The organism is Nonomuraea sp. NPDC050643 (genome assembly GCF_040654715.1).
In the GTDB taxonomy this organism is placed as follows: domain Bacteria; phylum Actinomycetota; class Actinomycetes; order Streptosporangiales; family Streptosporangiaceae; genus Nonomuraea.
This window is the reverse complement of sequence record NZ_JBFAIM010000006.1, coordinates 1-24,531: the sequence shown is the minus strand read 5'-3', so window position 1 is coordinate 24,531 and position 24,531 is coordinate 1. Positions and strand designations below refer to the sequence as shown.

24 protein-coding genes are annotated in these 24,531 nt (G+C 70.6%); 13 read left to right on the top strand and 11 right to left on the bottom strand.

Annotation, left to right across the window (positions count from 1 at the left end; translation table 11 throughout):
• Nucleotides 1-28 precede the first annotated feature (28 nt).
• Both AB0I15_RS09475 and AB0I15_RS09470 read left to right on the top strand, forming a co-directional pair.
• Nucleotides 29-766, top strand: a complete 738-nt coding sequence (locus AB0I15_RS09475) for a GntR family transcriptional regulator (RefSeq protein ID WP_358092250.1) — start codon at nt 29-31, stop codon at nt 764-766.
• Nucleotides 767-885: 119 nt separating this feature from the next.
• Nucleotides 886-1,074: a hypothetical protein gene (locus tag AB0I15_RS09470; RefSeq protein ID WP_358092248.1), complete on the top strand. Its 189-nt coding sequence runs from the start codon at nt 886-888 to the stop codon at nt 1,072-1,074.
• 55 nt (nt 1,075-1,129) lie between these two features.
• Here AB0I15_RS09470 and AB0I15_RS09465 read toward each other — a convergent pair whose 3' ends face one another.
• The 7 genes from AB0I15_RS09465 to AB0I15_RS09435 all read right to left on the bottom strand — a co-directional run bounded on the left by AB0I15_RS09465 (nt 1,130) and on the right by AB0I15_RS09435 (nt 10,558).
• A complete protein-coding gene (locus AB0I15_RS09465) occupies nt 1,130-2,098 on the bottom strand; it encodes a TerC family protein (protein ID WP_358092246.1) in 969 nt (322 codons plus the stop codon).
• Entirely contained in the window at nt 2,095-2,589 is a 495-nt protein-coding gene (locus tag AB0I15_RS09460; protein WP_358092244.1) for a hypothetical protein, read from the bottom strand. The genes AB0I15_RS09465 and AB0I15_RS09460 overlap by 4 nt, the downstream gene beginning before the upstream one ends.
• Complete coding sequence (locus AB0I15_RS09455) at nt 2,589-3,995, bottom strand: Nramp family divalent metal transporter (protein WP_358092242.1); 1,407 nt, start codon at nt 3,993-3,995, stop codon at nt 2,589-2,591. Before AB0I15_RS09455 ends, AB0I15_RS09460 begins: the two co-directional genes overlap by 1 nt.
• A gap of 218 nt (nt 3,996-4,213) precedes the next feature.
• On the bottom strand, nt 4,214-6,328 hold the full coding sequence (locus AB0I15_RS09450; RefSeq protein WP_358092240.1) for an acetate--CoA ligase family protein: 2,115 nt from the start codon (nt 6,326-6,328) through the stop codon (nt 4,214-4,216).
• A complete protein-coding gene (gene frc / locus AB0I15_RS09445; RefSeq protein ID WP_358092238.1) occupies nt 6,328-7,551 on the bottom strand; it encodes a formyl-CoA transferase in 1,224 nt (407 codons plus the stop codon). The genes AB0I15_RS09450 and frc overlap by 1 nt, the downstream gene beginning before the upstream one ends.
• Before the next feature lie 12 nt (nt 7,552-7,563).
• On the bottom strand, nt 7,564-9,237 hold the full coding sequence (locus tag AB0I15_RS09440; RefSeq protein WP_358092236.1) for a thiamine pyrophosphate-binding protein: 1,674 nt from the start codon (nt 9,235-9,237) through the stop codon (nt 7,564-7,566).
• An 88-nt stretch (nt 9,238-9,325) separates the two neighbouring features.
• Nucleotides 9,326-10,558 (bottom strand): molybdopterin molybdotransferase MoeA, encoded by a 1,233-nt coding sequence (locus AB0I15_RS09435; protein WP_358092234.1) that lies wholly within the window; start codon nt 10,556-10,558, stop codon nt 9,326-9,328.
• A gap of 211 nt (nt 10,559-10,769) precedes the next feature.
• Here AB0I15_RS09435 and AB0I15_RS09430 point away from each other — a divergent pair, with 211 nt between their 5' ends.
• The 7 genes from AB0I15_RS09430 (at nt 10,770) to AB0I15_RS09400 (ending at nt 17,397) form a co-directional block, all read left to right on the top strand.
• A complete protein-coding gene (locus AB0I15_RS09430) occupies nt 10,770-11,747 on the top strand; it encodes a 2-dehydropantoate 2-reductase (protein WP_358092232.1) in 978 nt (325 codons plus the stop codon).
• Between the two features lie 39 nt (nt 11,748-11,786).
• The gene (locus AB0I15_RS09425) at nt 11,787-13,460 is read left to right on the top strand and encodes a molybdopterin-dependent oxidoreductase (protein ID WP_358092231.1); all 1,674 of its coding nucleotides are present in this window, start codon (nt 11,787-11,789) and stop codon (nt 13,458-13,460) included.
• On the top strand, nt 13,453-14,313 hold the full coding sequence (gene fdhD / locus AB0I15_RS09420) for a formate dehydrogenase accessory sulfurtransferase FdhD (protein WP_358092229.1): 861 nt from the start codon (nt 13,453-13,455) through the stop codon (nt 14,311-14,313). Before AB0I15_RS09425 ends, fdhD begins: the two co-directional genes overlap by 8 nt.
• Before the next feature lie 111 nt (nt 14,314-14,424).
• Nucleotides 14,425-15,351: a metal ABC transporter substrate-binding protein gene (locus tag AB0I15_RS09415; RefSeq protein ID WP_358092227.1), complete on the top strand. Its 927-nt coding sequence runs from the start codon at nt 14,425-14,427 to the stop codon at nt 15,349-15,351.
• On the top strand, nt 15,348-16,139 hold the full coding sequence (locus AB0I15_RS09410) for a metal ABC transporter ATP-binding protein (protein ID WP_358092225.1): 792 nt from the start codon (nt 15,348-15,350) through the stop codon (nt 16,137-16,139). The genes AB0I15_RS09415 and AB0I15_RS09410 overlap by 4 nt, the downstream gene beginning before the upstream one ends.
• On the top strand, nt 16,139-17,011 hold the full coding sequence (locus AB0I15_RS09405) for a metal ABC transporter permease (RefSeq protein ID WP_358092834.1): 873 nt from the start codon (nt 16,139-16,141) through the stop codon (nt 17,009-17,011). Before AB0I15_RS09410 ends, AB0I15_RS09405 begins: the two co-directional genes overlap by 1 nt.
• Nucleotides 17,008-17,397, top strand: coding sequence for a transcriptional repressor (locus AB0I15_RS09400; RefSeq protein WP_358092223.1), 390 nt, complete (start codon nt 17,008-17,010; stop codon nt 17,395-17,397). Before AB0I15_RS09405 ends, AB0I15_RS09400 begins: the two co-directional genes overlap by 4 nt.
• On the opposite strand, the gene AB0I15_RS09395 is transcribed toward AB0I15_RS09400, so the two are convergent.
• Nucleotides 17,394-18,308: a DMT family transporter gene (locus AB0I15_RS09395; protein WP_358092221.1), complete on the bottom strand. Its 915-nt coding sequence runs from the start codon at nt 18,306-18,308 to the stop codon at nt 17,394-17,396. The two genes, AB0I15_RS09400 and AB0I15_RS09395, sit on opposite strands and share 4 nt — an antisense overlap.
• Nucleotides 18,309-18,379: 71 nt before the next feature.
• Here AB0I15_RS09395 and AB0I15_RS09390 point away from each other — a divergent pair, with 71 nt between their 5' ends.
• A complete protein-coding gene (locus AB0I15_RS09390) occupies nt 18,380-18,928 on the top strand; it encodes a CGNR zinc finger domain-containing protein (protein ID WP_358092219.1) in 549 nt (182 codons plus the stop codon).
• On the opposite strand, the gene AB0I15_RS09385 is transcribed toward AB0I15_RS09390, so the two are convergent.
• Nucleotides 18,904-19,710: an SDR family NAD(P)-dependent oxidoreductase gene (locus AB0I15_RS09385; protein WP_358092217.1), complete on the bottom strand. Its 807-nt coding sequence runs from the start codon at nt 19,708-19,710 to the stop codon at nt 18,904-18,906. The two genes, AB0I15_RS09390 and AB0I15_RS09385, sit on opposite strands and share 25 nt — an antisense overlap.
• A gap of 56 nt (nt 19,711-19,766) precedes the next feature.
• Between AB0I15_RS09385 and AB0I15_RS09380 the strand changes: the two genes are divergently transcribed.
• Nucleotides 19,767-20,357 (top strand): helix-turn-helix domain-containing protein, encoded by a 591-nt coding sequence (locus tag AB0I15_RS09380; protein WP_358092215.1) that lies wholly within the window; start codon nt 19,767-19,769, stop codon nt 20,355-20,357.
• 127 nt (nt 20,358-20,484) lie between these two features.
• Here the strand turns inward: AB0I15_RS09380 and AB0I15_RS09375 are convergent, their stop codons facing one another.
• Together AB0I15_RS09375 and recO are read right to left on the bottom strand one after the other, a co-directional pair.
• A complete protein-coding gene (locus AB0I15_RS09375) occupies nt 20,485-21,312 on the bottom strand; it encodes an isoprenyl transferase (protein ID WP_358092213.1) in 828 nt (275 codons plus the stop codon).
• The gene (gene recO, locus AB0I15_RS09370) at nt 21,255-21,989 is read right to left on the bottom strand and encodes a DNA repair protein RecO (protein WP_358092211.1); all 735 of its coding nucleotides are present in this window, start codon (nt 21,987-21,989) and stop codon (nt 21,255-21,257) included. The genes AB0I15_RS09375 and recO overlap by 58 nt, the downstream gene beginning before the upstream one ends.
• A 151-nt stretch (nt 21,990-22,140) precedes the next feature.
• Here recO and AB0I15_RS09365 point away from each other — a divergent pair, with 151 nt between their 5' ends.
• Nucleotides 22,141-23,679, top strand: a complete 1,539-nt coding sequence (locus tag AB0I15_RS09365; RefSeq protein ID WP_358092209.1) for a CDP-alcohol phosphatidyltransferase family protein — start codon at nt 22,141-22,143, stop codon at nt 23,677-23,679.
• Nucleotides 23,676-24,395, top strand: coding sequence for a DUF5941 domain-containing protein (locus AB0I15_RS09360; protein WP_358092207.1), 720 nt, complete (start codon nt 23,676-23,678; stop codon nt 24,393-24,395). The genes AB0I15_RS09365 and AB0I15_RS09360 overlap by 4 nt, the downstream gene beginning before the upstream one ends.
• Nucleotides 24,396-24,531 lie beyond the last annotated feature (136 nt).

Sequence of the window (24,531 nt, the reverse complement as noted above, 5' to 3'; positions counted from 1 at the left end):
ACTTTTACGCAGCCCTGGAGACGTGATCATGTTGCTGTCCGATCAGGCCGGTCAGACGGCGGCCGCCAAGATCCCCCGCCCCGCCACGCTCAGGGAGAGCGTGATCGAGGCTATCCAAGAGCTCATCGTCTCCAGCCAGCTCAAGCCCGGCCAGCATCTGGTGGAAAGCGAGCTGGCGGCGCTGCTCGGCGTCTCCAGGCAGCCGGTCCGCGAAGCGCTGCAGCAGCTCAGCGGCGAGGGCTGGGTCGATCTCCACCCCGGCCAGGGCGCCTTCGTGCACGTGCCCACGCTGCAGGAGGCCGACCAGCTCCTCGCCGTCCGCACGCTGCTGGAGACCGAGTCCGCCAGGCTCGCCGCCCAGCACGCGGGCGAGGACGGGGTGAAGCGGCTGCGCGCCCTGTGCGCCCGGGGCATCGCCGCGGTGCAGTCCGACGACGTCGACGGCGCCGTGGCGACCAACTCCGAGCTGCACCACCTGGTCACCGCCCTGTCGGGCAACAGGGTCCTCGCCGAGCTGGCCGCGCAGGTGGCCAGGCGGGTGCGGTGGTATCACACGCCGGTGGCCCGGCAGCGCGGCATGGCCTCGTGGGACGAGCACACCTCGCTGATCGACGCGATCGAGGCGGGCGACGAGCGCAAGGCCGCGAAGATCATGCGCGAGCACACCGAGCACACCCGCGCCTCCTACATGGAGCAGCGCGAGAGCGAGCCGGTGGAGCCCGCCCCCAAGCCCGTACGCCGCCGCCGGCCGCGACAGCTCGGCTGACGAGGCCGGCGAGCCCGGCGGCACCGGCGGCACCGGTTGACGAGACGTTCACAGAACACCACATGCTCCGAAACACCTCGGGTAGAGGGTGGAGCCACACGGATCGGAGGTGCATGACCATGAAGGCGTTCATCCGCTTTCTCCTTGGTGATCCCATGGGTCAGGCGGCGGACGGCCGAGCCATCGGCGTCGGCCTGAGCGCGGCCCTCAGAAAGCACTACTCCGCGGACGACGCGGACCGCTACCTGCGCCAGTGGAGCCCTGAGTGGAGCACCGAGCACGACACGCGCAAGAGCCCGCGGCACTGAGCCGCGGCAGGGGGGCGGCCACCCGAAAGCAGCCTCCGCCCCCGCGCGCGGCCGGTCAGCGATCCGCGGGTTCGGGCTCCTTCACCTTCGCGTCGCGAGCCGACTTGAGCAGGCTCAGCACCGTGGTCACCGCGAGGGTGCCGAGGATGACGCCGAGAGACACCATGATCGGGATCTCCGGCGCCCACGAAACACCGTCGTGGTGCAGGGCTTCGAGTATCAGCTTGACGCCGATGAAGGCGAGCACCACCGACAGGCCCTTGCTCAGGTAGACGAGCCGGTCGAGCAGCCCTCCGATGAGGAAGAAGAGCTGCCGCAGCCCCATGAGGGCGAAGGCGTTGGCGGTGAACACCAGGTAGGGCTCCTTGGTCAGCCCGAAGATGGCCGGGATGGAGTCCAGTGCGAACAGCAGGTCGGTGGTCCCGATGGCGACCATCACGATCAGCATCGGGGTGACCATCCTGCGGCCGTGGTGCACGGTGAGCCGGGCACCGTGGTAGGTGTCCGTCGTCGGGAGGACCCGGCGCACCGTGCGCAGGGCGAGGTTCTCGGAGAACTCCGCCTCCTCTTCCTCGTGCCCGATCAGCTTCCACGCGGTGTAGACGAGGAAGGCGCCGAACACGTAGAAGAGCCAGTCGAACCTGGTCACGGCCTCCGCGCCGGCCGCGATGAAGCCGCCGCGCATGACCAGCGCCAGAATGATGCCGATGAGCAGCACCTTCTGGCGATACTGCCGTGGCACCTGGAACCTGCTCATGATCAGCAGGAAGACGAAGAGGTTGTCCACGCTGAGCGAATACTCGGTGATCCACCCGGCGAAGAACTCCCCTCCGTGCGCGGGGCCCGAGAGCAGGAGCAGTCCGACGCCGAAGGCCACGGCCAGGCCGACGTAGAACGACACCCAGGCCACGCACTCCTTGAAGGAGGGCTCGTGGGGATTGCGGGCGACGAGGTAGAAGTCGAAGGCGAGCACGAGGCAGAAGCCGCCGATCGTGGCCAGCCAGATCCACACGGGCAGGTTCACTTACGCGCCCCCTTCCGTGTGCGCACCATCTGGGCGTAGCGCACGTACTGGCCCAGCAGTTCCGCGGCGAGCGGGTTGTCGCCTGCCCGGCGGAGGAGCCAGTGCGGCATGAGGCGTTCGTGCAGCCACACGAAGCCGATCGCGAAGCCCAGGCTGACCATCGCCTGATAGGCCAGGAACAGCGGTACGCCGTCGGCCATGCCGACCCCGGTCGGCGCCAGCGTCTCCTGCATGAGGCGGGAGACGGGGAAGGCCACCATCCAGTAGAGCCCGACGGGCCCGAAGGTCCCCGGCCGGAAGACGCCATGGCCGAGGAGCGCGCCGTACAGCCCGCCGAAGAGGCCGAGCGGTACGGCGAGCGCCAGGGCCGACAGCGCCGCCATCCCGGTGGACTGCCCCGCGAGCAGGGTCAGCCCACCGGCCATGGCTCCGGCGACGGCTCCGATCGACGCCCCTGGCAGGGCGAGTTCGAGGCTGTGCCGTCCTTCCATCAGCCCACGACCACGCCGTAGGCGAACAGACTGTAGAACAGCATGCCGAGGTAGAACACCGCGCCGAACCCGATGATCACGTTGGTCCACCACTTCGGCCTGATGGGTTTGGGCAACATCCGGTTGTTCACCAGCAGCAGCGTCACGCAGTACGCGCCCATCGCGAACGTCGACAGGAACGCCAGCGTGTCCAGGATCCCGCTGGGACCGTCGGCCGGCCCGAACAGCAGGATCAGGATGCCGAAGAGGATCACGCCCCAGAGGAAGATGCCGTACAGGCGGGACATGCCGAGCTTCTTCGAACCCGGGATGAAGTTGTAGGTCATGTCGGCCTGACCCCGGGAGAAGGAGTCGAACAGGCCGAGCGTCGCGTTCAGGCCGATCAGCGCGATGAACCCGAGGAAGACGGCCCCGAGTACCGAACTGCCCGCCGAGGAGACGGCGTTGGCCATCGCGGTCAGCGCCACCTCCCGGTCGTCGCCCTGAATGGCCGTGCGCACGGCCGGGTTCTGCCGCACCGCCGCCTGCGCGATCACCGTGAAGGAGATCGTGACCAGCATCGTGATGCCCCAGAACAGCAGCAGCGCGTCGAACGTGACCCAGCGCCGCCAGCCCTTCCACTTGGCCATCTCGGCCGGGTCCTCGGTGTCGAACATGAACCCGCGCGAGGGCATCTCCTCCTGCTCGCTCGCGTGACGCAGCCCGCGGACCTGCGGGATGTGCGCGCCCATGCCGGCGCCGGAGTCGCGCAGGTGCAGCGTGTACCACATCTGCTGCATGCCCGACGGGCCGGCGAACGCGCACGCGCCCACGATGACGGGGAACCAGGCGGCCGACAGGGCCTCCGGCGGCAGGTAGCCGAAGGAGAACATGCCGGTGATCGTGGTGACCACGTCACCCCAGGAGCCGACCATGGCCGCGACCACGGCCGTGCCCAGGACGAGCGCCCCGATCAGTAAGGAGAGCACGTTCTCGAGCAGGTTGTAGATCACCTTGGCCAGGGTGAAGACCACGCCGACGAGGATCAACCCGGCGATCGCGGTCACCATCCAGGGTATTCCGGTGATCTCCTCGAACGCCGCCGCTCCCGCCGACAGGTGGCCCGGCCAGATGTAGACGGCGATCGCGACGATGAAGAAGAACCACATCAGCGGCTTGAACACCCGCGCCGCGCCGGAGAAGATGCTCTCCCCCGTCGCCATGGCGTAGCGTGCCATCTCCAGCATCACCACGGCCTGCAGGGTGACGCCGATCAGGAACAGCCATCTGATCTCGGGCCCGAACAGCAGCACCAGCCGGGGCCACATGTACGACTCGCCCATGCCCACGCCCAGCGCGACGAGGAAGACCGTCGGCCCGAGAATGTGCACCGACGGAGGCGCGTCGGGCAGCTTTCTGATGGGCATCGGCTCAAGCCGGCCCGCTTTCCATACTCGTTGATCCTCGACCGGCGGCGTGGCAGTCGCCGGTGGTGTGTTCGATGTGTCCACCTACGGACCTCCTGGGGGGTTGTTGCCTTCCTCGTAGGCGCAGATGAATCTGCTGCCTGCGGCGGACCGCTGGACGCGGCCCCCCGTGCGCTGCCCCGAATAGCCCCCTCACCGGTAACCGTCGCGCTCGGCTCTTAGCGCAGCAGTCCGGCAGCCCTGGCCCAGCGGTACTTGGCACCGAGGACCGCGACAGGCTTCTCAGTCGTGTACGGGTACGCGACCACGCCGTGCTCGAACAGGTACTCGCTGGCCTCCTCAACCTCGGTGTCGCCGGCGAGCGACGCCACGACCGGTTTGACATTGCCCTTCGCCCGCTCCTCCGCCACGACACGGGCGATGAGCTCGGCGAAGACCATCGGCGGCGTCACGATCGTGTGCCAGTAGCCCAGGACGAGCGCGTGGATCCGCTCGTCCGCCAGGCCCAGGCGGACCGTGTTCTCGTAGGTCGAGGGTGGTTCGCCGCCGGTGATGTCGATGGGGTTGCCCGCCGCCCCGAAGGGCGGGATGTAGGCGCGGAAGGCCGCGTCCAGGTCGGGCGGGATGTCCATGAGCGTGAGCCCGGCGTCCACGATGGCGTCGGAGAGCAGCACGCCCGAGCCGCCGGCCCCGGTGATGATGACGACGTTCTCGCCCTGGGGCGCCGGCAGGATCGGCAGCGCGCGGGCGTACTCGAGCATGTCGTTCAGCCCGGGGGCGCGCACCACGCCGGCCTGGCGCAGGATGTCGTCGTAGACCTTGTCGTCGCCGGCGAGGGCTCCGGTGTGCGAGCCCGCGGCCCGCGCGCCCATCGCGGTGCGGCCCGCCTTGAGCACGATGACCGGCTTCTCCTTGACGACCCGGCGGGCGGCCTCGACGAAGCCGCGCCCGTCCTTGAGGTCCTCCAGGTGCATGGCCACGGCCTTGGTGTTGTCGTCCTGCTCGAAGAAGGTCAGCAGGTCGTCCTCGTCCACGTCGGCCTTGTTGCCGACGCCGACAATGGCGGACACGCCCATCTTGGTGGTGCGGCTGAAGCCCAGGATGGCCATGCCGATGCCGCCGCTCTGCGAGGTCAGCGCCACGCTGCCCTTGACGTCGTACGGGGTGCAGAACGTCGCGCAGAGGTTCTCCGGCGTGTAGTAGTAGCCGTAGATGTTGGGCCCGAGCATGCGCACGCCGTGTCTGCGGGCGATCTCGACGATCTCCTGCTGGCCCTCGACGTTCCCGGTCTCGGCGAACCCCGACGGGATCATGATCGCCCCGGCCGCGCCCTTCTCGCCCACCTCTTCCAGCGCGGCCGCCACGAACTTGGCCGGGATCGCGAACACGGCCACGTCCACGTCGCCGGGCACGTCGGAGATGCTCTTGTACGCCGTCCGCCCCATGATCTCGTCGGCCTTGGGGTTGATCGGGAAGATCTGCCCCTGGTAGCCGCCGTTGATGAGGTTGCTCATGACCGAGTTGCCGATCTTGCCGGCCTCGGCCGAGGCGCCGATCACGGCGACCGAGCGCGGCTTGAAGATCCGCTTCATCTGCCGCAGGATCTCCTCGCGCGACAGCCGGGCGACCTCGGGGGCCGGCTCGCCGATGAGGATGCGCACGTCGGCGGCGACCGCGCCGTGGGCGTCGGCGAAGACGGGGTTGAGGTCCACCTCGACGATCTCGGGGATGTCGGTGACCAACCGGCCGACGCGCTCGATCAGCGCCGCCAGGGCCTCCCGGTTGGCGGGCTCGGCCCCACGCACCCCACGCAGCACCTCGGCCGCTCTGATGTCGTCCAGCATCCCAAGCGCATCATCACCCGAAACCGGGGCAAGTCGGAAGGTCACGTCCTTAAGTACTTCGACCAGGACACCGCCCAGACCGAAGGCGATGACCTTGCCGAAGGTGGGGTCGGTGACCGCGCCGACGATGACCTCGTGCCCGCCGCCGACGAGTTGCTGCACCTGGATGCCGTCGATCTTCGCGTTGGGGTCGTAGGCGCGGGCGTTGGCCAGGATGGTGTCGTACCCCTCCCTGACCTCCTCGGCCGTCTTCAGCCCGACCAGCACGCCGCCGGCGTCGGTCTTGTGCAGGATGTCGGGGGAGACGATCTTGAGGACGACCGGGAGCCCGATCTCCCCGGCCAGCCGCGCGGCCTCGTCGGCCGAGGTGGCCAGCCCCTCTCCGGGGGTGGCGATGCCGTACGCCTGGCACAGCTCGCGGCCCTCGGGGGCGGTCAGGGCCGTGCGCCCTTCGGCGAGCGCCTTCTCGATGACTTCCCTGCCGGCCACTAGATGACTCCGTTCGTCTTCAGTTCGGCCAGCTCGTCCGCGCTCACGCCGAGCTCGCCGTAGATCTCCTGGTTGTGCTCGCCGAGCAGGGGCGGGGTGACCACGTCCACCGGCGAGTCGGAAAGCTGCAGCGGGCTGCCGACGGTCACGAACTCCCCGCGCTGGGGGTGGTCGACCGCGACGACGATGCCCTCCTCACGCAGGCTCTCGTCCTCGACGAGCTCCTTGGTGGACAGGATCGGCCCGCAGGGGATGTTCTCGGCGTTGAGCCGGTCGAGGACCGTCCACTTGTCGTGGCGGATCGTCCACTCCTCGATGAGCTGGAACATCTTGTCCAGCTTGGCCAGCCGCGCCTCCGGCGTCGCCCACTCGGGGTCCTCGGCCAGCTCGGGACGGCCGATGATGGACGAGAGCGGCTTCCAGCCGACCGGCTGGACGATGACGTAGATGTAGTCGTTCGGCCCGCCGGGGGCGCAGCGCACCGCCCAGCCCGGCTGGCCGCCGCCGCTGGCGTTGCCGGAGCGGGGCACCTCGTCGCCGAACGTCCTGTTCGGATATTCGCGCAGCGGGCCGTGTGCCAGCCGCTGCTGGTCGCGGAGCTTGACGCGGCACAGGTTCAGCACGGCGTGCTGCATGGCCACCTGTACGCGCTGCCCGCGCCCGCTCTGCTGACGCTGGTAGAGGGCGGCCAGGATGCCGGCCACCGCGTGGATGCCGGTGCCCGAGTCGCCGATCTGGGCGCCGGTGGCCAGCGGCGGGCCCTCCTCGAAGCCCGTGGTGCTCATCGAGCCGCCCATGGCCTGGGCGATGACCTCGTACGCCTTGAACTTGGCGTACCGGCCGGCGCCGAAGCCCTTGATCGAGGCGTAGATGAGGCGGGGGTTGAGCTCCTGGAGACGCTCCCAGGGGAAGCCCATGCGGTCGACCGCGCCCGGGCCGAAGTTCTCCACCAGGATGTCGGCGCTCTTCACCAGCTCGGTGAAGATCTCCTTGCCGCGCTCGCTCTTCATGTTGAGCGTGATGCTGCGCTTGTTGCAGTTGAGCATCGTGAAGTAGAGGCTGTCCACGCCGGGCACGTCGCGGAGCTGCTGGCGGGTGATGTCGCCGGTGGGAGCCTCCAGCTTGACCACGTCCGCGCCAAGCCAGGCGAGCATCTGGGTGCAGGACGGGCCGGACTGGACATGGGTCATGTCGAGGACGCGGACACCTTCGAGAGCCTTCATGTCGGTGATCCCCTACTTGTACATGGTCTGGTTCATGGTGCCGGGGGCGTAGACCTCTGGATCGACCCAGACGTTGATCAGCGAGGGCTTGCCCGACTGCCTCGCCCGTTCGAGCGCGGGGCGGATCTCGGCCGGGTCGCGCACCTCCTCGCCGTAGCCGCCGAGCAGCTTGGCGAACTCGCCGTAACGGATGTCGCCGAGGGTGTTGCCGACGCGGGCGCGGTCCTCGCCGTACTTGGCGGCCTGGCCGTACCTGATCTGGTTCATCGAGGAGTTGTTGCCGATGACCCCGATGAACGGCAGGTCGAAGCGGACCATGGTCTCGAAGTCCCAGCCGGTCAGGCTGAAGGCGCCGTCGCCGAACAGGCACAGCACCTCCTTGTCGCGCCGCGCCTGCTTGGCGGCCATCGCGAACGCCATGCCGACGCCGAGCGTGCCGAGCGGTCCCGGGTCCATCCAGTGGCCGGGCGACTTGGGCTGGACGACCTGGCCGGAGAAGGTGACGATGTCGCCTCCGTCGCCGATGTAGATGGTGTCCTCGGTCAGGAACTCGTTGATCTCGTGGACGAGGCGGTACGGGTCGATGGGCTGGGCGCCGGAGAGCTGGCGGGGCAGGCGCTTCTCGTACGCCTGGGTCTCGACCGCGCGCAGTTCGTCGAGCCACTCCTTGCGGCGGGCCACGCCGTTCTCGATCCGGCCGCTGGCGGCCTGGGCCGTGGCGGCGAGGATGAGGCCGGCGTCGCCCACGATCCCCAGGTCGATGTCCCGATTTTTCCCGACAGTGCGGTAGTCGAGGTCGATCTGGACGACCTTGGCGGTCGGCGAGAGCCGCTTGCCGTACCCCATGCGGAAGTCGAACGGGGTGCCGACGATGATGATGAGGTCGGCCTCGGTGAAGGCGTACCTGCGGCTGAGCTGGAAGTGGTGCGGGTCGCCGGGCGCGAGCGTGCCGCGCCCGGAGCCGTTCATGTACGCCGGCACGTTCAGCGACCTGACGAAGTCGATGGCCGCGTCGGTGGCCCGGCACGTCCAGACCTGGCTGCCGAGCAGGATGCACGGCTTCTCGGCGTGCGCCAGCAGGTCGGCCAGCCGCTCGATGGCCTCGGGGTCGCCCTGCTGGCGCGTGGAGGCCCGGTAGTGGCCGGCCGCCGGGATGCGCGCCTTCTCCAGCGGCACCTTGGCGTCCAGCACGTCACGCGGGATCTCCAGGAAGGACGGCCCCGGCGCGCCGTGGTAGCACTCCCGGAAGGCCATCGACACGATGTCGGCCACCCGTTCCGTGCTGGGCACCGTCGCGGCGAACTTGGTGATCGGGGTCATCATGTCCACGTGCGGCAGGTCCTGCAGCGAGCCCATCTTGTGCTGGCTCAGCGCGCCCTGCCCGCCGATGAGCAACATCGGGCTCTCGGCGCGGAAGGCGTTGGCCACGCCGGTGACCGCGTCGGTCGTGCCCGGTCCGGCGGTGACCACCGCGCAACCGGGCTTGCCGGTGATGCGCGCGTAGCCGTCCGCCGCGTGCGCGGCCACCTGCTCGTGGCGTACGTCGATGACCTCGATGCCCTCATCGACGCAGCCGTCGTAGATATCGATGATGTGGCCGCCGCAGAGCGTGTAGATCACTTCCACGCCCTCGGCCTTGAGTGCCTTGGCTACGAGATGACCGCCAGAGATCGTTTCCGACATCATGCCACCCTTTCCCGGCGACTAAGCTCTCTGTCTTCCGCATACTGCATACCGTATGAACGCAATGGTTACTCCCTCCGGATCGGCCTGTCTAGCCCCCCTGGGGCAACTCGATCAGCTCGACCTGCTCACCGCACCACCCCGGAGGGACAACCGCCAGCGCGTCGGCCAGCGCCGCCCCCCAAAGTGACCCGGGCCGGTCGTGCCCCACCGGAACGGCTCCCCGGCCGGACCTTCTGACCGGGACCAGCCGGGTGTCCACGGGGTGTGCCCGCACGACTCCGGCCAGCGCACTCGTCTCCCTCGTGACCGCGATCCCGGCCAGCTCGCGCAGGACGGGGGCGAGCAGCGTGAGCGCCGCCGCCAGGGCCGCGAACGGGTTGCCCGGCAGGCCCACGACGAGCCGTCCGCCGGACAGGCGGGCCAGGGCCTGGGGATGCCCGGGCCGTACGGCCACGCCGTCGATCAGCACCTCGGCCTCGAGATCGCCGAGCACGGCCCGCAGATGATCGGCCGGTCCCTTGGACGAGGCCCCGCACACGACGAGCACCTCGGCCCCCGCACCCGCGCCGAGGGCGGCGCGGAGGGCGGCGGGGCCGTCGGGGAGCCGTTCCGTGGCCACGACGCGGCCGCCCGCCCACGCCACCAGGCCCGGCAGGAACGGGCCGATCGCGTCGCGCACCCTCCCCGGCGCGGGCAGGCCCTCGTGCACGACCTCGTCCCCCGTCACCAGCACGGCCACGCGCGGACGCGGACGCACCTCCAGCAGGTCATGACCGAGGGCGGCGGCCAGCCCGAGGACCACGGGCGTCACCACCGCGCCCGCCCCCAGCACAACGGCACCCTGGCCGACGTCCTCACCACGCCGCCGGACGTGCCTGCCCAAACCGGCCACACCACCGGCCACACCACCGGCCACACCACCGGCCACAGAGGAGGCCACACCGCCGACGACACCGCCGACGCCGGCCGCACCGGCGGCGGCGTCGACCCACATCCCGTCGGCCGTCGCGCGCTCATAGGGCACCACGGACTCGGTCCCCTCGGGCACCGGGGCGCCGGTGGCGATCTCCACGGCCTCCCCCGCCCCCAGCGAGCCCCCGTGCGGCGCTCCCCCGGCCAGCACCCGGCCCACCACCCGCCACGGCCCGGCCCCGGCCACCGCGTAGCCGTCCATCGCCGAGACGTCGGCCCCCGGCACCGCGACCAGCGCCCGTAAAGGCGCCGCCAACCTGCAGCCGAGCGCCTCCTGGAGCGGCACCGAAGCGGGCCGCAACGGACAGGCCGCCCCGGCCGCGACCGCGCGCGCGGAGCCCCATGACATCGCTTCCACCACTGGTCCATGCCGGAGAACGGTCACACGCACGCTCCTTGACCCTAGTTTTTCCATACTGTATACCGAATGCACGGTGAGATCGTGTCCAGCGACTCGCCGCATGTCACGGGGGCCCCGTACTGACGGCGGGCCGGATCGAGCGGCCACCGGAGCTACGGGGCCCCGTGCTGACAACCCGACGCGAGAACGGAGCGCGAGCATGAAGGTCGCTGTTCTTGGCGCCGGCGCCATCGGCGCATACGTGGGGGCCGCCCTCCACCGGGCGGGAGTCGAGGTGCACCTCATCGCGAGAGGCCAGCACCTCCAGGCGATACGCAGCGCCGGTGTGCGGGTGCTCACCCCCAGGGGCGATTTCACCGCCCATCCCCATGCCACCGACGACCCCACCCAGGTCGGTCCGGTGGACCACGTCTTCCTGGGCCTCAAGGCGAACAGCTACGCCTTCGCGGGCCCCATGATCGAGCCGCTTCTGCACGAGACCACGAGCATCATCGCCGCGCAGAACGGCATTCCGTGGTGGTACTTCCACGGACTCAAGGGCCCGTACGAGGGCTACCGCATCGAGAGCGTCGACCCGGGCGGCGCGGTGACGACCGCGCTCCCGCTGGAGCGCGCCATCGGGTGCGTCGTCTACGCGGCCACCGAGATCGAGGAGCCGGGCGTGATCCGCCACCTCGAAGGCACCCGCTTCTCCATCGGCGAGCCCAGCGGCGCGCTGACCGGGCGATGCGCCGCCTTCAGCGAGGCGGCGGTCGCGGGCGGGCTGAAGTGCCCGGTGGAGCGTGACCTCCGCCGGGACGTCTGGATCAAACTCATGGGAAACATCGCCTTCAACCCGATCAGCGCGCTGGCCAGGGCGACGATGGCCGGGATCTGCCGCCACGACGGCACCAGGGAGCTGGTCGTGGCCATGATGACGGAGACCGTGGAGGTGGCCCGGCGGGTGGGCTGCGATCCGGGGATCTCCATCGAGCGCCGCCTGCGCGGCGCGGAGAAGGCGGGCGAGCACAAGACGTCCACACTCCAGGACCTGGAGAAGGGCAAACCGCTGGAGCTCGACGTGCTCCTCGCGGCGGTGGTCGAACTGGCCGACCTGACCGGCGCCGAGGTGCCCACGCTGCGCGCGATCCACGCCGTGAGCGACCTGCTGAACGAGAATCTCGTCCGTGCGGTCTAGCTCGGAATACCGTAGATTGTATACAGAATGGAGGGGATCATGGGCTGTGACCGCCTGACCCATCCACTGGTGCGCGAGGACGGCGTTCTGCGCCAGGCGGCATGGGATGAGGCGTTGGATCGAGCGGCCGACGGTTTCCGCCGCAACATCGAACGGCATGGCCCCGACAGCTTCGCCATGCTGTCGGGCGCCCGATCCACCAACGAGACGAGCTACGTCGGGCAGAAGTTCACCCGCGTGGTGATCGGTACGAACAACGTGGACTCCTGCGACCGCGCCCGCCACGCCCCCAGCGTGGCCGGGCTGTCGGCCGTGTTCGGCAGCGGCGGGGGCACCTCCTCCTACCAGGAGGTGGAGGACACCGACGTGATGATCATGTGGGGTTCGGCGGCCCGTAACGCCCACCCCATCCTCTTTCAGCACGTGCTCAAGGGCATCCGCAAGGGCGCGCGCATGTTCGCGGTGGACCCCCGCCGCACCGGCACCATCCAGTGGGCCGACCTCTGGCTGGGCCTGAACGTGGGCACCGACCTCCCCCTCGCCCACGCCGTGGCCCGCGAGATCATCCATGCCGGGCTGCACAACGTGGCGTTCATCGAACGGGCCACGGTCGGGTTCGAGGAGTTCAGGGAGTACGTCGAGCCATGGACGCTCAGTGCCGCCGAGCAGGTGACGGGGGTGCCCGGCCACGCCATCCGTGAGCTGGCCCACGCCTACGCCCGCGCCGACCGGGCCCAGCTCTGCTGGACGCTCGACGTCACCGAGCACGACAACGTCACCGGCAACGTCCGGGCCATGATCAACCTGTCCCTGCTGACCGGCCACGTCGGCCGCTACGGCTCGGGCCTGTCGCCACTGCGCGGCCAGAACAACGTGCAGGGCGGCGGCGACATGGGCGCCATCCCCGACCGCCTGCCCGGCTTCCAGGACATCCTCGACCCGGAGGCCAGGGAACGGTTCGAGGGCGTCTGGGGCCGGCCGATCCAGCCCCGGTACGGGCTCGACCTCACCCAGATGCTGGAGGCGATGGCCAAGCGCGAGGTCACCACCTGCTACATGATCGGCGAGAACCCGGCGCGGTCCGAGGCCGGCTCGCCGGCCTGCGTCAAGCGCCTGTCCATGCTCGACCACCTCGTCGTCCAGGACATCTTCCGCACCAAGACCGCCCAGCTGGCCGACGTGGTGCTGCCGGCCGGCGCCGCCTGGTGCGAGGCGGACGGCACGTTCACCAGCAGTGAGCGCCGGGTCCAGCGGGTCCACAAGGCCCTGGAGCCGCCGGGCGAGGCGCGCGACGACATCTGGATCGTGTGCGAGATCGCCCGCAGGATGGGCCACGACTGGGCCTACGACGGCCCCGAGGAGGTCTGGAACGAGCTGCGCGCCCTGTCGCCGCAGCACCGGGGCATGACCTACCAACGGCTGGCCGACTTGCGGGGCATCCAGTGGCCGTGCCCGTCGGAGGACTCGCTGGAGCCCTCCTACCTGCACGGCAGGCTGTGGGAGAGCGACCCGGTCAAGCGGGGGGCGCCGGCGCCGTTCGCGGTGCCGCGGCCCGCCCCGCCGGTGGACGACGAGTACCCACTGGGGCTGACGACGGCTCGGCGGCCGGACTCGTACGACACCGGGGTGCGGTCGCCGGGGTTCGCCCCGCCGCCGCGGCGCGGCTCGGTGGCCGCGGCGGTCGAGGGCCGCTCCGGGGCCGGCCATGTCTAGGGTCGCCGTCAAGAAGCGCATCATCCGTGTCAAGGACACCGCCAGTGTCAGCCGCATCGACTCGCTGGCGGCCGAGGAGCCGCTCGAGATCCGCCTCGACGGCACCCCGCTGACCGTCACCATGCGCACCCCGGGCGACGACTTCGACCTGGCCGCCGGGTTCCTGGTCAGCGAGGGCGCCGTGGGGGCGGCCGACGACATCGCCACGATCCGCTACTGCGCGGGCGCGACGGTGGCGGGCGAGAACACCTACAACGTCCTGGACGTGCGGCTCGCGCCGGGCGTGCGGGCACCCGAGCCCCGCAACTTCTACACCACCTCCTCCTGCGGCGTCTGTGGCAAGGCGTCGCTGGAGGCGGTACGCACGGTGGCTCGCTGGAGCGCGGGTGAGGACCCGGTCGAGCTGACGCAGTCGACCGTGGCGGGTCTGCCGGGGCGACTGCGTGCGGCCCAGCGGGTCTTCGACAGGACCGGCGGCCTGCACGCGGCCGGCCTGTTCACGGCCGACGGCGAGCCGCTGTGCGTACGCGAGGACGTGGGCCGGCACAACGCCGTCGACAAGCTGCTCGGCTGGGCGCTGCGGAACGGGCGGCTCCCGCTGCGGGGCACCGTGCTGATGGTGTCCGGTAGGGCGTCGTTCGAACTGGTGCAGAAGGCCGTCATGGGCGGTGTCCCCGTGCTCGCCGCCGTCTCGGCGCCCTCCTCGCTCGCGGTCGACCTGGCCGCGGAGGAGGGGCTGACGCTCATCGGGTTCCTGCGCGGCGACTCGATGAACGTCTACACGGGCGAGCGGCGACTGAACGTCACCTCGGGCGCCGGCGACGGCTCCGCCGGCGCACGATCACCGGGGTGATGAAACGGGGTGCCGCACGGCGTGCCCGGGCCCCCTGGCCGCCGGCGGCACCCCACTCATCCGGTCGGCGGATTTTGACAACCGTTTTCATTTTGACGCATACTGACTCACATGATGTCAGGATTTTCCCGGTCGAGTGCTGCCGGTTTGCTGGCCGGAGCCACCCTGCTCACCCTCACTGCCTGCGGATCCGGCGCCGCCGAGACGGCCACCCCCTCCGGAGCGGGCAGGCCCGAGGTGGTCGCCGCCTTCTACCCGCTGCAGTGGCTGACCGAGCAGGTCGGGGGGCCCGACGCGCAGGTGAGCGTGCTGACCGCGCCCGGCGTCGAGCCGCACGACCTGGAGCTGGGCATCCAGCAGGTCACCGACATCAGGAACGCCGCCCTGACCGTCTACGTCAAGGGCGTCCAGCCGGCCGTGGACGACGCGGTGTCCGAGGAGACGAGCTTCGACGCCGCCACCGCCGTCACCACGCTGCCCGCCGGCGAGCACGGCCACGAGGAGGAGGAGCCCGGCCACGAGGAGGTCGCCTACGACACCCACATCTGGCTCGACCCCTCCCGCCTGGCCACCGTCGCCACCAAGCTCGCCGACCGCCTGGCCACGGCCGACCCCGCGCACGCCCAGGGCTACAAGGACCGCGCCGCGACGACCGCGGCCACGCTCGGCACCCTTGACCAGGAGTTCACGAAGGGCCTGGCCTCGTGCAAGACCAAGACGCTGGTCACCGCGCACGAGGCGTTCGGCTACCTGGCCGACCGTTACAAGCTGAAGCAGGTCGGCATCACGCTCGACCCCGACACCGAGCCGTCGCCCACGCGCATCTCCGAGGTGGCCAAGCTGGCCAAGGCCGAGGGCGTCACCACGATCTTCACCGAGTCCCTGGTCAGCCCCAAGGTGGCCGAGGTGCTGGCGAGCCAGGTCGGCGCGAAGACGGCCGTGCTGGACCCGCTCGAGAGCAAGCCTTCCGGGGACTACCTGTCCGCCATGCGCGATAACCTCAAAACCCTACAAACAGCACTGGGGTGTACGGCATGAGCGAAACGGCCTTCGCGATGACCGACGGCCGGGTCTCCTTCGATGGCAAGCCCGTCCTGCGGGGAGTCGACCTGACCGTCCGTCCCGGGGAGGTCGTGGCCCTTCTGGGGGCCAACGGCTCGGGCAAGTCGACGCTGGTCCGCGCGCTGCTCGGCCTCACCCCGCTGACCGCCGGCCAGACCCTGCTGTACGGCGCCCCGCCCGGCAGGTTCCGCGACTGGTGGCGCATCGGCTACGTGCCGCAGCGGCTCCAGGTCGGCGGCGGCGTGCCCGCGACCGTGCGCGAGGTCGTCGCCTCGGGCCGGATCGCCAGGCAGAGCCGCTTCCGCAGGACCAGCGCGGCCGACAGGGACGCCGTGACGAGCGCGCTGGAGGCCGTCCGGCTGACCGGCCGCGCCAACGACCCCGTCCAGTCGCTGTCCGGGGGGCAGCAGCAGCGGGTGCTCATCGCCCGCGCGCTGGCCGGGGAGCCGGACACGTACGTGATGGACGAGCCCACCGCCGGCGTGGACGCCGACACCCAGCGCCTGCTCGCCGACACGCTGGCCGGGCTGGTCGCGCAGGGCAGGACCGTGGTGCTGGTGGCACACGAGCTGGGCCCGCTCGAACCGGTCATCACGCGCGGCGTGGTGATCCGCGAGGGCCGCGTCGCCCACGACGGCCGGCCGCCGCGCCCCGAGGGCGACTGCGCGCGGCCGGGCCACGAGCATCAGCACCCGCACGCCCCGGAGCATGTCGCCGGGCCGGTCTCGGGACCGCTCACCGGGTGGCAGGGGGAACCAAGGTGATCTTCGAACTTCTCCAGGAAGAGCTCTTCCAGCTCGCGCTGATCGCGGCGCTGCTGGTGGGGCTCTGCGCGCCCGCGGTCGGGACGTTCATCGTGCAGCGCCGGCTGGCCCTGCTGGGCGACGGCATCGGGCACGTGGCGCTGACCGGCGTGGCGCTGGGCTTCCTGACCGGCACCGCGCCCGTGCTCACCGCCGTCATCGTCTCCATCGTGGGCGCCGTGGCCATCGAACTGGTCAGGGCACGCGGCCGGACCAGCGGTGACGTGGCGCTGGCGCTGCTGTTCTACGGCGGGATCGCGGGCGGCGTCATGCTCATGGGCATCGCGCCGGGGGGCAGCAACGCCAAGCTGAACTCCTACCTGTTCGGGGCCATCGCGAGCGTTACGCCCGAGGACATCTGGGTGATCGCGGCGCTGGCCGTGGCCGTGATCGCGGTGGTCCTGATCTTCGGCAGGGAGCTGTTCGTGCTCTGCCAGGACGAGGAGATGGCCAAGGCCAGCGGCCTGCCCGTGCGCTTCCTCAGCCTGCTGATCGCCATCACCGCCGCCCTCACCGTCGTGATCGCCATGCGGGTGGTCGGCCTGCTGCTGGTCAGCGCGCTGATGGTGATCCCGGTGGCCACCAGCCAGCAGCTCACGCGCGGGTTCCGGGCCACGATGGGGCTGGCCATGCTGTTCGGGGTGCTGGCCTCCGTGGGCGGCCTGCTGGCCTCCACCTACTCCGCGAAGGTTCCGCCCGGGGCCGCGATCGTGCTTCTTGCGCTCGCCGGCTTCGTCCTGGCCCTCGGTGTCGGTAGATTCGTACGGCGAGGCCGTACCCAGGAGTCGACATTGAGCGAGCGACCAACGCTGCGCGTCGAGGAGGTCGCATGACGACGAGGCGCGATGCCGTGCACGACACTCTCCGCAAGAGTGAGGGTTTCCGCAGCGCGCAGGACGTCTATGCCGAGATGCGCCTGCACGGTGCCAAGATCGGGCTGACCACCGTCTACCGCGCGCTGCAGGCGCTGGCCGACGGCGGCAAGGTCGATGTGCTGCGCACCGACGAGGGCGAGTCGGTCTACCGGGCCTGCGCGACCGACACCCACCATCACCACCTGGTGTGCCGCCGCTGCGGCCGTACGGTCGAGGTGGCCGGGCCCGCCGTGGAGCGCTGGGCCGAGATGGTGGGCAGCGAGCACGGGTTCACCGAGATCACGCACACGGTCGAGGTCTTCGGCACCTGCTCGTCCTGCTCCACCTCCGCCAGGGTGGGCTAGGGGACGGCCGTCACGGGCTCCTCGGGTTTCTCCGCCACGACCGCGGCGGGCCTGGGGCGGCGGGAGCCGTAGAGCACGCCCAGCACGATCACCGCGCATCCGGTGAGCTGCAGCGGCGACGGGCGCTCGTCGAGCGCCAGCGCCGAGATCGCCACCGTCATCATGGGCTGCACCAGCAGCAGCAGCGCCGTCAGCGCGGCGGGCTGGCGCGGCAGCGAGAAGGTGATCAGCGACCATCCGATCACCTGCGGGCCGAGCGCGAGCAGCAGCAGCCATCCGTGCGCCGGCCAGTTCGGCGTGAAGTCCGCGCCACCGAACAGGGGGCTGAGCAGCGCGATGAGGACCGTGGCCACCACGGTCGCGTGCGCCAGCGGCCCCGCCGCCCGCTCGGGCCCGCCCTTCATCAGCAGCAGGAACGCGGCGTAGGAGAGCGACGTCGCCACCCCCGCGAGCACCCCCATCATGGGATCGCTCCCGTAGGCGGCGCTGTCGAACACCCCGGAGATCAGCACCACCCCGGCGAACACCACGGGCGTCCCGATCATCAGCCGCGTGGACGGCCGCTCCCCGAACAGCCCCCAGGCGGCGAACGCCACGATGAACACCTGCAGATTGCCCAGCACGGTCGCCAGCCCCGCGCCCACGTAGTCGATCGCGTGATGCCAGAACAGCAGGTCGAACGCGAACACCACGCCGGCCAGCCAGGCCGGTATCAGCCCCTTGACGGGCAGCGGCCCCAGCCTGCGCCGCTCGAGCCAGGCCAGTAACAGCATGGGCGGCACGGCGTACGCGCAACGGAACAACGCCGAGGTCGCCGGCGATACATCAGACAGCCTTACCAAGGGGCCGGAGGTGGAGATGATGAGGGCACCGGCGATCGCGATCAGCACGATACGGCGATGTGCGCTCATGGAGACCCCCGGAATCCCATGCAGGAGATACGCTGCGACCACGCTAGAACCCGGCCCGGACAGGAGTCAACATGCCGTTTGGCCATGACATGGTGCATTCATTGGCCACCGTCGTCGAGCTGGTCAACACCTCGCCGTCGACCGGCGGCGACGAGGGCCTGGCGGGCCTGAGCGACTTGCAGGCGTTCGTGGAAGCCCGCGAGATCAGCGGGATCGGCACTCTCACCACCCGCGACCTGGGCCAGGTGCGCATCGTGCGCGAGGCGTTCCACCGCGTCTTCACCGCTCCCGATCAGCCGACGGCCGTCCGCACGCTCAACGCCCTGCTGTCGGACACCCGGATCACCCCCCGCCTCACCGAGCACGACGGGCACCCGCTGCACGTGCACTACTTCGCGGCCGACTCCACGCTGGCCGAGCACGTGGCGGCCGACTGCGGGGTGGCGCTGGCGCACCTGCTGGTGGAGGGCGAGGTCGAACGCCTGCGCACCTGCTCGGCCCCCGACTGCGACCGCGTCTTCGTGGACGAGTCCCGCAACCGCTCCCGCGTCTACTGCGACAGCCGCACGTGCGGCAACCGCATGCACGTGGCGGCCTACCGCGCCCGCCGCCGCGCCTGAGCCCGCACGATCTCCTCCAGGCGCAGCGCCTCCTCGCGGTCCACGCTGAGCACGACGGGCCGGCCCTTCCTGTACGCCGTCAGCCGCTCGGCGGGCGGGCGGTCGACGAGCGCGGCGATCGGGGGCACGGCCCTGGCCACCGGCTGGGCGAACGCGGCCGAGAGCACCCGCACGATCCCGCGCAACGGCTGCCGGAACGGCTGGTGCAGGCCGCCCGTGGCCACGAAGACCGGGTTGTAGAGGACATATCTCGTCCGTTCCGCCGTGTAGGCCGTGCCCAGCAGTTCGCCGGCCCTGGCGCCCTGCATGGTCGCGGCGATCGCGCCGTAGCCGGCCGTGAGCTGGAGGTCGTCCCAACGGATGCGGCCGGGCCGGCGGGCTCCCGCGCCGCACAGGTTGACGATCACCGGAGCCGGCGCCCGCTCCAGGGAGTCGCGCAGCCCTTCGGCCATGAGCCAGCGGTTCACGACGTACAGGGCGAAGGTGTGTTCCAGGCCCTCGGGGGTCTCGACGCGGGCCGGGTTGTACCTGAACGCCGCCAGCACCAGCGCGTCGATCACCGGATGGTCGGCGCGCAGGCGGTCGGTGAGCTCGTGCGTCCCGGCGACGGAGCTGAGATCGGCCTGGACGAAGCGGGCCTTCGGCACCTGGTCGCGCAGGCGCCGGCCGCCGGCCTCGCCGCTGCCCACGGCGATGACCAGGTCGCCGCGGGCCGTGTGGTGGCGGGCCAGGGCCAGGCCGATGCCGCTGGTGCCGCCGGTGATGACGATGGTGCGGGACATAAGTTGAGGGCCTCCTCAAGTTGAGAGAGTCCTCAACTTAGCTAGACTTCGCGTTCATGCGCAAGGACGCCGTACAGAACCGCGAGCGCCTGCTGGCCGCCGCCCGGCGGCTGTTCGCGGACCGGGGGCTCGACGTGCCGCTCGAAGAGATCGCCCGGGAGGCGGGGGTGAGCATCGGGACGCTCTACAACCGGTTCCCCGCGCGGGACGATCTCGTGGCGGCGGTGTTCGAGGATCGGATGGCGACCGTGGCGGGGCTCGCCGAGCGGGCGCTGACGGCCGCCGACGCCTGGGAGGGGTTCGTGGGGTTCCTGACCGGCGTGTGCGAGTTGCAGGCCGCCGACCTCGGCTACAACGACCTCGCCGTACGCGGTGCGCCCACCGGGCCCGGACACGCCCTGATGCGGCGGCTGCTCGAACGCGCCCAGGAATCAGGTGGGCTGCGGAGCGACGTCACGCTGACGGACATGGCGTTCGTGATCTGGGGAGTGGGGGCCACCGTGCGGGCGACGCACGAGGTGGCGCCGGGAGCCTGGCGACGGCACCTGGCCCTGGCCCTCGACGGCCTGCGCGCCGGCGCGGCCCGCCCCCTCCCGGTGCCGCCCATGACCACGCTCCAGGCCCGCGCGGCCCTGGAGGGGTGCTGACGCCCGCCAGGCGACCCGCCGTCGCCCCGGGGGCCGCCTCGCGCGCACCGGCGATCACGGTGGCCCTGCGGGCCGTCCACCGGCATCCGGCCCGCCCAGGCTTCGGAACGTTCCCGGCGGTGTGGGGCTAGACCTGGTTGGGGATGGCGCCGCCGTAGCGGCGGTCGCGCTTGGCGTAGATCTCGCACGCCTCCCACAGGTCCCTGCGGTCGAAGTCCGGCCACAGCCGGTCGAGGAACACCATCTCGGCGTACGCGGACTGCCACAGCAGGTAGTTGGAGAACCGCTGCTCACCCGACGAGCGCAGGAACAGGTCGACCGGGGGGATGTCGGGCTCGTCGAGGTAGCGGGCGAAGACCTTCTCGTTGACCTTGCTCGGCTTGACCCGCCCGGCCGCGATGTCCTGGGCCAGCTTGAGCGCCGCGTCGACGATCTCGGCCTGCCCGCCGTAATTGACGCAGAACTGCAACGTCAGCTCACGGTTGGAGACCGTCATCTCCTCGGCCGTCTGCAGCTCCGAGATGACGCTCTTCCACAACCGCCCCGGCCTGCCCGCCCAGCGCACGCGGACGCCCATCGCGTTGAGTTCGTCGCGCCGGCGCCGGATGACGTCGCGGTTGAAGCCCATGAGGAAGCGCACCTCGTCGGGCGAGCGCCGCCAGTTCTCGGTCGAGAACGCGAACGCGCTCAGATAGGTGATGCCCAGCTCAAGAGCGCCCTCGATGACGTCGAACAACGAGGACTCACCCGCCTTGTGCCCCTCGGTGCGCGGCAGCCCGCGAGCCTTGGCCCAGCGGCCGTTGCCGTCCATGATGACGGCGACGTGCCGCGGCACCAGCTCCCGGGGGATCGGCGGAGGGGTCGCGCCCGACGGATGCGGGGACGGTGGTCTTACGTTCACGCAGGCTCCCTTTCGACGTGTCGGAGAGAGCGTATTCCGTGTTCGAGGTGCCATTGCAGATATGCGGCGACCAGGCCGCTGCACTCGCTGCGATGGCGTGACTCGGAGGCGTCGGCGGTGGCCCAGTCGCCGCGCAGGAGGGCCGTCATGAGCCCGATCGTCTCCCCCGCCGGCACCGCCGAACCCGCCGGCCGGCAGGCCCCGCACACCACGCCACCAGCCACGATGGCGAACGCCCTGACCGCCGGTGCCTGGCACCTGGCGCACGCCTCCAGCGCGGGGGCGTAGCCGGCCACGGCCAGGGACCGCAGGAAATACGCGTCCAGCACCAGCCTGGCCTCGTGGCCCCGTTCGGCGAGCGTGCGCAGCCCGCCCACCAGCAGCAGGAACTGCCGCAGCGCCGGCTCCTTCTCCCCGTGCGTCAGCCGGTCGGCGGTCTCCAGCATCGCGCTGCCGGCGGTGTAGCGGGGATAGTCGGCCGCCAGGGCCTCGCCGTAGGGCCTGATCGTCTCCGCCTGAGTGACGACGTCGAGCGTCCTGCCGACGTGAAACTGCACGTCGACATGGGTGAACGGCTCAAGCCTGGCCCCGAAGCGCGACGTCGTGCGGCGCACGCCCTTCGCCACCGCCCTGATCTTGCCCGTACGCTTGGCCAGGATGGTGATGATGCGGTCGGCCTCACCGAGTTTCTGTGTGCGCAGGACCACGCCTTCGTCACGGTAGAGACTCACTCGAACATCTTACGGCCGCTCTCTATACCGGCGGACGCGACGTTACGGGCATGCTCTGGTGACGCGACTTTGCGTCACTCTCACTAGACTTTGACGTCTGTCCCCGCATTACCCGTTGTTCAACCCCCCGCTACCGCCTCGAAAGGGAGTCATGACCCGCGTGGTCCTGCTGGGTTCCTCGCCCGGCCCCGACACCTCTCCGACCGGCCTGAGGCTGGCCGCGCTGCCCGGCAATCCCACCGTGGGCGAGCGGCTGCGCAGCCAGCTCACTTCGATGGATCCGCGCCTGGCCACGATCCAGTCAGGTGACGTGGCCACCAGCCTGCGCGCCCTGGCCGACGTCGCCGAGTCCGCAACGGAGAGCCTGTTCATCATCCCGGAGAACTCGGTCGTCCACGATGAGCTGATCTACCAGATCACCAAGTCCAAGCGCGGTGCGCTGGCGCTCGTCGCCAAGGAGCCACGGGTGGGGGTGACAGAGGAGGGGCAGGAGGACAACGGCCAGGAAGACAACGGCCAGGAAGAGCGCATCCCGATCGACGAGGCCGAGCCGGAGATCGGTCTCAACCGCCTCGAAGGGCTGCCGGTGCGCTCCCGCGTCGGCAAGTCGCGCGTGGTGTCGGTGGGCACCGCCAACCACGCCGTGACCAGGCCCAACGCGGTGCTGCTCGGCCCGCTCCACATCAGCGCGCGCAACGCGCCGACACTGGCGCAGACCTGCCGCGAGCTGGCCGACATGGCCGACCGCTTCGGCGCGGACGACGACCTCCTCCAGCTCATCGTGTTCGGCCTGGTGCGCAACGGCGTGTCGGTCGGCATCCGGGGCCGCCGCGACCTGTTCTACCGCCGGGTCACCACCCAGGAGGAGATCAACGAGGCCGGCGCCGAGATGGCCGGCATGAACGAGGATCGCGCCCGGCTCAACAACGCGGTCAAGGGCGCCGACGGCTTCTTCACCACCTACTTCGTCTCCACCTACTCCCGCTTCATCGCCCGCTGGGCGGCGCGGCGGGGGCTGACGCCCAACCAGGTCACGCTGATCTCCATCGCGCTCGGCGTGGCCGCGGCCGCCTGCTTCGCCACGGGCGACCGCCCGTGGATGGTGCTGGGCGGCGTGCTGATCTACTTCGCGTTCGTGTTCGACTGCGTCGACGGGCAGGTCGCCCGCTACGCCCGCAAGTTCGGCGTGCTGGGGGCGTGGCTGGACGCCACGTTCGACCGGTTCAAGGAATACGTGGTCTTCGCCGGCCTGGCCATCGGCTGGGTGGTCTCCGGCAACGGCGACGACATCTGGATCCTGGCACTGGCCGCGATCGGCCTGCAGTCCGTACGCCACCTGCTCGACTTCTCCTTCGGCATCTCCAACCGCCGCAAGCCTCCGTCCCCGCTGCCCACGACCGCGCTGGACGCCCCCGACGACCGTGAGCTGCGCCAGAAGCTGACCGCCCGCAAGGTCGAGCGCAGCCAGGGGCTGCGCGGCGTGCTCAAGATGTGGACGAAGGCCGGCAAGTTCCGCGCCGTCCACTGGGCACGCAAGATGATCGTGTTCCCCATCGGCGAGCGGTTCGCGGCCATCGCGATCACCGCCGCCCTCTTCGACGCCCGGATCACCTTCCTCACCTTGGTGATCTGGGGCTCCGTCGCCGCCGCCTATACCCTCACCGGACGCCTCATGAGGTCGCTCGTATGATCACCCAACCGCAGGCCATGGCCACCCCCACGCCGGATCCCGACGAGGAACGCCGCCGCATCCAGACCGCCCGCCTGCTCGCCTACCGGGACGACGGCCCCCTGGCCCACGTGCTGTCCGACAAGCTCGGTCCCGGTCTGCCGCCCGTCCCCTCCACGCTCGTGGCCCTCGCGGCCATCGTGGGCATCACCCTCGCCGGGCTGCTGCAGCCGGGCCCCATCCTGCTCCTGCCCGTGGCGATCATGCTGCTGCTCGTCCTGCCGACGACGCCGCGCGACCACCTGGGCCGCTTCGACTGGCTCACCCCGCCGCTGCTGCGCGGCACCGAGTTCTTCACCATGATCGTCGTCGGCCTCGCCGCCGACGCGCCCAAGTGGCTGCTGTTCGTGCTGGTCTACGTCGTGGGCTACCACACCTACGACACCGTCTACCGGACGCGGCAGAGCATCTGGCCGCCGGCCTGGGTGTTCTACGCGGGGCTCGGCTGGGAGCTGCGCCTGCTGATCATCGGCGCCGGTGCGGCGCTGGGCGTGCTGACGCCGGTGCTGGCGGTGCTGACGGCCTACCTGTTCGTGCTGTTCGCGGTGGAGAGCGTGACGAGCTGGGTGCGCCTGGACAAGGCCAGCGCCCAGGCCGGCGCCGACGCCGAGCAGGACCTGGAGGCCTCCCCCGAGGACGCCATGGAGCAGGCGACCGGCGAGGCCGAGAAGGGCTGACCGCTCCCTTCCGTCATGTGGCTGTGGCGGGGGGGGGGGGGGGGGTGGGTGCCGTAGGTGGCGAGGAGCCATTAGGCGGGGGGGTTTTGTACGGGAGATTTGGGGGGGGTTTTTAGTAAAAGAGTTAATGGGGTGC